General features: G+C 67.9%; 7 protein-coding genes and 1 pseudogene. All 8 read left to right on the top strand.

What is annotated here, in order from left to right; translation table 11 throughout:
* Positions 1-165: 165 nt before the first annotated feature.
* Positions 166-384, top strand: a pseudogene (locus QMK30_RS37965) (site-specific integrase); the annotation flags it as partial.
* Between the two features lie 76 nt (positions 385-460).
* The gene (locus QMK30_RS37960; protein WP_283522892.1) at positions 461-1,312 is read left to right on the top strand and encodes a HipA family kinase; all 852 of its coding nucleotides are present in this window, start codon (positions 461-463) and stop codon (positions 1,310-1,312) included.
* Positions 1,309-1,695, top strand: coding sequence for a DUF3037 domain-containing protein (locus tag QMK30_RS37955; protein ID WP_283522891.1), 387 nt, complete (start codon positions 1,309-1,311; stop codon positions 1,693-1,695). Before QMK30_RS37960 ends, QMK30_RS37955 begins: the two co-directional genes overlap by 4 nt.
* A gap of 176 nt (positions 1,696-1,871) precedes the next feature.
* Complete coding sequence (gene fabG / locus QMK30_RS37950) at positions 1,872-2,633, top strand: 3-oxoacyl-ACP reductase FabG (protein WP_283522890.1); 762 nt, start codon at positions 1,872-1,874, stop codon at positions 2,631-2,633.
* A gap of 48 nt (positions 2,634-2,681) precedes the next feature.
* The gene (locus QMK30_RS37945; RefSeq protein WP_283522889.1) at positions 2,682-3,461 is read left to right on the top strand and encodes an SDR family oxidoreductase; all 780 of its coding nucleotides are present in this window, start codon (positions 2,682-2,684) and stop codon (positions 3,459-3,461) included.
* Positions 3,462-3,601: 140 nt separating this feature from the next.
* Positions 3,602-5,182 (top strand): ABC transporter substrate-binding protein, encoded by a 1,581-nt coding sequence (locus QMK30_RS37940; protein WP_502963315.1) that lies wholly within the window; start codon positions 3,602-3,604, stop codon positions 5,180-5,182.
* 123 nt (positions 5,183-5,305) lie between these two features.
* Positions 5,306-5,995, top strand: coding sequence for a uracil-DNA glycosylase (ung, locus tag QMK30_RS37935; RefSeq protein ID WP_283522887.1), 690 nt, complete (start codon positions 5,306-5,308; stop codon positions 5,993-5,995).
* Between the two features lie 82 nt (positions 5,996-6,077).
* The gene (locus QMK30_RS37930; RefSeq protein WP_283522886.1) at positions 6,078-6,551 is read left to right on the top strand and encodes a hypothetical protein; all 474 of its coding nucleotides are present in this window, start codon (positions 6,078-6,080) and stop codon (positions 6,549-6,551) included.
* Positions 6,552-6,574 lie beyond the last annotated feature (23 nt).

Genomic DNA, 6,574 nt, shown 5'->3' with positions numbered 1-6,574 from the left:
TCGATTCCCCGGCCTTCCACCGCCGCCACAAGTCGGCCTTCATCTCGTCCGGCATCCCCGGCCGACCCAGTCTCGCCACGTATACCCTCCTCGACCAGCACTGTTGCTCTGACCGGTTGAATCTAAGGCTGAACGAGCTGCGGACCGCCGCCACACGGGCCTTCGAGATCATGCTACGCCTCGATCATGCTGGAAGCCGGAGAGTCGGTTGTGACCTTGGCGCGGTGGCTCGGGCACTCCTCGCCCGCGATCACCCTCGGTTACTATGCTCACTTCATGCCGGAGGCTGGCAGCAAGGGGCGGGGCACCATCGACGGACTGCTCGGGGAGCGGGGAGAGCGGCACGCCAGTCGAAACTCCCCAGATTCTCCCCAGCATCGTTGACCGCCGATTCTCGCCCCTGCGCCTCGGAGGAGCCGTCCGTGGATTGCAAGGCTGTAGAGATGGGTGGCCTGGGAAAATGTTGGAAGAGGTCGTAGCAACCCGCTATGTCACGCCTTTGCGTGAGGGTGGCTCGCTGCCCGGGATCGTCGAGGCCGACGACCTGGGCACGTACGTCATGAAGTTCACCGGCGCGGGGCAGGGCCGCAAGACCCTGGTCGCCGAAGTCATCTGCGGTGAACTGGGCCGCCGGCTCGGCCTTCGCGTGCCGCGACTGGTGACGATGCAGCTCGACCCGGTCATCGGCCTTGGCGAGCCCGACCAGGAGGTCCAGGAACTGCTCAAGGCGAGCGGCGGGCTGAACCTCGGGATGGACTACCTGCCGGGCTCCATCGGGTTCGACCCGCTCGCGTACGAGGTGGACCCCGCCGAGGCCGGCCGGGTGGTCTGGTTCGACGCGCTGATCAACAACGTCGACCGCTCCTGGCGCAACCCGAACATGCTCGTCTGGCACGGCGACCTGTGGCTCATCGACCACGGCGCCACCATGATCTGGCACCACAACTGGCCGGGCTCGCAGGCTTCGGCCGCCAAGCCGTACAACGCCTCGGACCACGTACTCGCGCCGTTCCGCCCGGACATCGCCGCGGCAGCCGCCGAACTGGCTCCGCTGGTCACCGAGGCGCTGCTGACCGAGGTCGCCGCCGATGTGCCCGCCGAGTGGCTGGTGGACGAGCCGGGCTTCGAAACCACGGACGCGCTGCGCCGCGCGTATGTCGATGCGCTGCTGGCGCGTGCGGCGACGATCCATGAGCGGATCTCGCTCGACGCGCCCGCCGAGGACCGGCTCTCGCAGGCTCCGGGCTGGCTGACCGACCACCTCGTGCCGTGGCCGCACCCGACGAAGAAGCACAAGGACGGCGACAAGTGAGCCAGCGGCGCGATGTTTTCGAGTACGCGCTGCTGCGCGTGGTGCCGCGCGTGGAGCGCGGCGAGATGTTCAACGCGGGCGTGCTGGTCTACTGCCGGGCCAAGTCGTTCGTCGCGGCCAGGACCCACCTGGACGAGGCGAAGCTGAAGGTCCTGGACCCGCGGGCGGACGTCACGGGCGTACGGGCCGCCCTGCGCGCCGTCGAAGGCGTCTGCGGGGGCGGTGACGCGGCCGGGCAGGCGGCTGGTGACGACGCGGGGCGGCGCTTCCGCTGGCTGGTCGCCCCGCGCAGCACCGTCGTGCAGCCGGGGCCCGTACACACCGGGCTCACGGCCGATCCGCAGGCCGAGATCGAGCGCCTGCTCGATCTGCTGGTGCGCTGATCGGGTGCCGTGCGGCGGCGCCGACCAGTTGTGACGTGCGCTGCTGATTCCTCGGGCCGTTGACACCGGGTGCCATGGCTTCTAGCGTCACGTCTGCTGAAGACTAAGCGGTTGCTCAGCGATCGGGTGTCCCGGTCGACTCGGCTGAGCCGCATCCAAGGACGAGGAGAACCAGCATGTCCACCACCGAGCAGCGCGTCGCAATCGTGACCGGGGCGGCGCGCGGCATTGGCGCCGCCACCGCGGTACGTCTCGCGGCAGAGGGCCGCGCCGTCGCCGTACTCGACCTCGACGAGGCGGCCTGCAAGGGCACCGTCGAGAAGATCACCTCGGCGGGCGGCACCGCCATCGCCGTCGGCTGCGACGTCTCCGACAGCGCCCAGGTGGAGGCCGCCGTGGCGCGCGTCGCCACGGAGCTCGGCGCACCGACGATCCTCGTGAACAACGCGGGTGTGCTCCGCGACAACCTGCTCTTCAAAATGAGCGAGCTGGACTGGGACACCGTGATGAACGTGCACCTCAAGGGCGCGTTCCTGATGGCCAAGGCCTGTCAGAAGCACATGGTGGACGCCAAGTTCGGCCGTATCGTCAGCCTGTCCTCGAGCTCGGCGCTCGGCAACCGCGGCCAGGCGAACTACTCCGCGGTCAAGGCCGGTCTGCAGGGCTTCACCAAGACCCTCGCCAAGGAGCTCGGCAAGTTCGGCGTCACCGCCAACGCCGTGGCCCCCGGTTTCATCGTCACCGAGATGACCGCCCAGACCGCGGAGCGCGTGGGCATGGGCTTCGAGGACTTCCAGGCGGCCGCCGCCACCCAGATCCCGGTACAGCGCGTCGGCACCCCGGACGACATCGCGAACGCCATCGCCTTCTTCGCCGCCGACGCCGCGGGCTTCGTATCCGGCCAGGTCATGTATGTGGCCGGCGGCCCGCTCAACTGACGCGAGAGACCGATGACGCGAGAGACCGAAGACGCGAGGGACTGAATCATGACCACTGAGGCAACTGGGGCTCCCGAGGTCCGGGACAGCGGGAAGGTCGCGCTGATCACGGGCGCGAGCCGCGGTATCGGGTACGGCATCGCGGCGGCGCTCGTCGCCCGCGGCGACCGGGTGGTCATCACCGGGCGCAACGAGGACACGCTCAAAGAGGCCGTGGACAAGCTCGGCGCAGACCGGGTGATGGGCGTTCCGGGCAAGGCCCACGACGAGGCACATCAGGCGTACGCCGTCGAGCGCGCCATGGAGACATTCGGCCGCGTCGACTTCCTGATCAACAACGCCGGCACGAATCCGGTCTTCGGACCCATGGCGGAGCTCGACCTGAATGTCGCCCGCAAGGTCTACGAGACCAACGTCATTTCGGCGCTCGGATTCGCGCAGCAGACGTGGCGGGCCTGGCAGAAGGACAATGGCGGGGCGATCGTCAATATCGCCTCCGTCGCCGCGGTCTCCGCCTCGCCCTTCATCGGTGCGTACGGCATGAGCAAGGCGGCCATGGTCAATCTGACTCTTCAGCTGGCGCACGAGTTCGCGCCGGTCGTCCGGGTCAACGCGATCGCGCCCGCAGTGGTCAAGACCAAATTCGCCGAGGCGCTGTATGCGGGCCGTGAGGCGGAGGCAGCCGCCGCTTATCCACTGGGACGGCTCGGTGTTCCCGAGGACATCGGCGGGGCCGCCGCCTTCCTCACCTCGGACCAGTCGGACTGGATCACCGGGCAGACGCTCGTCGTCGACGGCGGCATTTTCCTCAATGCGGGTGTGGGCTGAGTAAATTTAATCCAGAGTTACGCCGGATTTAAGCCGGAATTGCTCTGGATGAGCCTAAGTGCCCTGTCGGATCTGTCCGTTGACCCGACAGGGCACTGCGGTATGGTCTGCCGACCCATGGCTGATCGAGGAGCGTGCGCGTGTTCAACCGGACCAGATGTCTGCAGTCACTTGCAGCCCTTGCGTCCATGTCCCTGCTGAGCGGATGCGGGGTACTTTCGAGTGACAAGTCTGATTCGGAGCAAAAGCTCGCTGTCGGTACGACGAGCACACCGAGCACCCTCGATCCGGCCGGTGCGTGGGACGGCTCCTGGGAGCTCTACCGGAACGTCTTCCAGACGCTGGTGAGCTACCCGAACGGGAGCGCCACGCCGGAGCCCGACGCGGCCGAGAAGTGCGTCTTCGCGGACAGTTCGAACCAGGTCTACACGTGCACACTCCGTAGCGGCCTGACGTTCTCCGACGGCACCAAGCTCGATGCCGCGGCCGTCAAGTACTCCATCGACCGCATCCTCGCGATCGATGCGACGGGAGGCCCGGCCGGGCTTCTGACCAGCCTGGACAAGGTGGAGACAAACGGCGATCGCAAGATCACCTTCCGGCTCAACAAGCCCGACGCGACCTTCCCGTTCGTCCTCGCCACGCCCGCGATGTCCCTGGTGAGCCCCGCGGGCTATCCGAAGGGCAAGCTCCGCCAGGGCAACACGCTGACCGGCTCGGGACCGTACAACCTGCAGGCGTACTCGCCGGACTCGGCCGCCGAGCTGGTGAAGAACGTGAAGTACAAGGGCTTCGCCGAGCGCAAGAACGACGCCGTCACCATCCGGTACTTCAAGGACTCAGACGCGATGGTGACCGCCCTGAAGACGGGGGCGATCGACGCGACGTTCCGCGGTCTCACCGCGGAACAGATCGTCGATCTGGAGGGGCAGCCGAAGGAGGAGGAACTCCAGGTCGTCGAGGCGGTCGGCGCCGAGATCCGCTACCTGGTGTTCAATCCCAAGGACCGGGCCGCCCGGAATCCCGCCGTCCGGCAGGCCATCGCGCAGGTCGTCGACCGCGGCGCACTGGTCGACAAGGTTTACAAGGGCACCGCCGAGCCCCTCTACTCGATGGTCCCCAGCGGCGTCGCCGGGCACACGACCAGCTTCTTCGACGCCTATGGCGAGCCGAGTGTGCCCAAGGCGCAGGACATTCTCGAAGAGGCCGGTATCACCGAGCCCGTCCCGCTGACCATCTGGTTCACGTCCGACCGGTACGGGTCGTCCACGGCCAAGGAATTCGCCGAGCTGAAGCGGCAGTTGGACGCGTCCGGGCTGTTCCGGATCACCCTCAAGAACCGCCCCTGGAATTCGTTCCAGACGGGTTACCAGAAGGGCGAGTTCCCGGTCTTCGGCCGCGGCTGGGCGCCCGACTTCCCGGACCCGGACAACTTCGTGGCCCCCTTCGTCGGTGAGAAGAACGCCGTCGGGACGCCGTACGACACCCCCGAGATCACGGCCAGCCTGCTGCCGCAGTCGCGTCGGGAGAGCGACCGTGCCGCGGTGTCCAAGCAGTTCGAACGGGCCCAGGAGATCCTGCTCAAGGATGTCCGGCTGCTGCCGCTGTGGCAGGGCAAGCTGTACGTCGCCGCCTCCGACGACATCGCGGGCACCGAGCGTGCCCTGGACCCGCAGACGATCATGCAGGTGTGGCAGCTGCACCGGAAGACCAGCTGGTAGGGCTGAGACCGGCTGGTAGGGCGTAGGCCGACTTGCGCGGCGCAGCGGTCGGTAGGGGGGCGCTGTCAGTGGCCGCAGGTAGGTTCGTGGTCGAGAACTGATCACTTACCGGAGGTTGTTGAAGTGACCGACACCGACATGCTGCCCGAGTCCTGGCGCGGCGTCCTCGGCGAAGAGCTGCGGAAGCCCTACTTCGAGCAGCTGACCGACTTCGTCGAGCGGGAGCGGGGACACGGGCCGGTGTACCCGCCGCGCGAGGAGGTCTTCGCCGCGCTCGACGCCACGCCCTACGACCGGGTGAAGGTGCTGATCCTCGGGCAGGACCCGTACCACGGCGAGGGGCAGGGGCACGGCCTGTGTTTCTCGGTGCGGCCGGGGGTCAAGGTGCCGCCGTCCTTGCGGAACATCTACAAGGAGATGCACGCGGAGCTGGACATCCCGATCCCGGACAACGGCTGTCTGATGCCGTGGGCCGAGCAGGGAGTCCTGCTGCTCAACGCCGTGCTGACGGTGCGGTCGGGCGAAGCCAACTCGCACAAGGGCAAGGGGTGGGAGAAGGTCACGGACGCGGTGATCCGTGCCGTGGCCTCGCGCCCCGACCCGGCGGTGTTCGTGCTGTGGGGGAACTACGCGCAGAAGAAGCTCCCGCTGATCGACGAGGAGCGGCACATCGTGGTGAAGGGCGCGCATCCCTCGCCGCTGTCCGCGAAGAAGTTCTTCGGGTCCCGCCCGTTCACGCAGATCAACGAGGCGATCGCGGCGCAGGGCCACCAGCCGATCGACTGGACCGTCCCGGACTTGGGCCGGTCCTGAGCCGGATTGTCAGTGGTGGGGTCTAGCGTCGTGATCATCGGAGTTGGCCTTGCAGGACGTGCGGTGACAGGAGAACGCGGCGATGGAGCAGCAGGAGACGTCGGAAGATGCCACGATGACGCGGATCGGCCAGGCGGTCATGCTTCTCCACGCGGGCGACCGCGAGGAGGCCCGCAATCGCTTCGGGGTGCTGTGGGCGGAGATGGGCGAGGGCGGCGATGCCTTCCACCGGTGCACGCTCGCGCACTACATGGCGGACACCCAGGACGATCCCGGCGATGAACTGGCCTGGGACCTCAGGGCGCTGGCCGCCGCCGACGGTCTGAGTGACGAGCGGGTCGCCCGGCACGACCCCTCGGTCGCGGTGCGTGGTTTTTATCCCTCGCTCCATCTCAATCTGGCGGCCGACTATCTGAAGCTGCAGCGCCCCGAAGCCGCGCGGACCCATCTCGACCGGGCGCGGGCGGCGTCCGACGCCCTGGGGGACGACGGATACGGGGACGGGGTCCGTGCCGCGATCGAGCGCGTGGGCCGGAGGCTCACGGACGGGGAGTGAGGCGGGCGGGGGCGGGCTGGGAC

The organism is Streptomyces sp. H27-C3 (assembly GCF_030063415.1).
GTDB lineage: Bacteria > Actinomycetota > Actinomycetes > Streptomycetales > Streptomycetaceae > Streptomyces.
The sequence above is the reverse complement of the archived record's forward strand: the minus strand, read 5'-3'. Positions and strand labels throughout refer to the sequence as shown.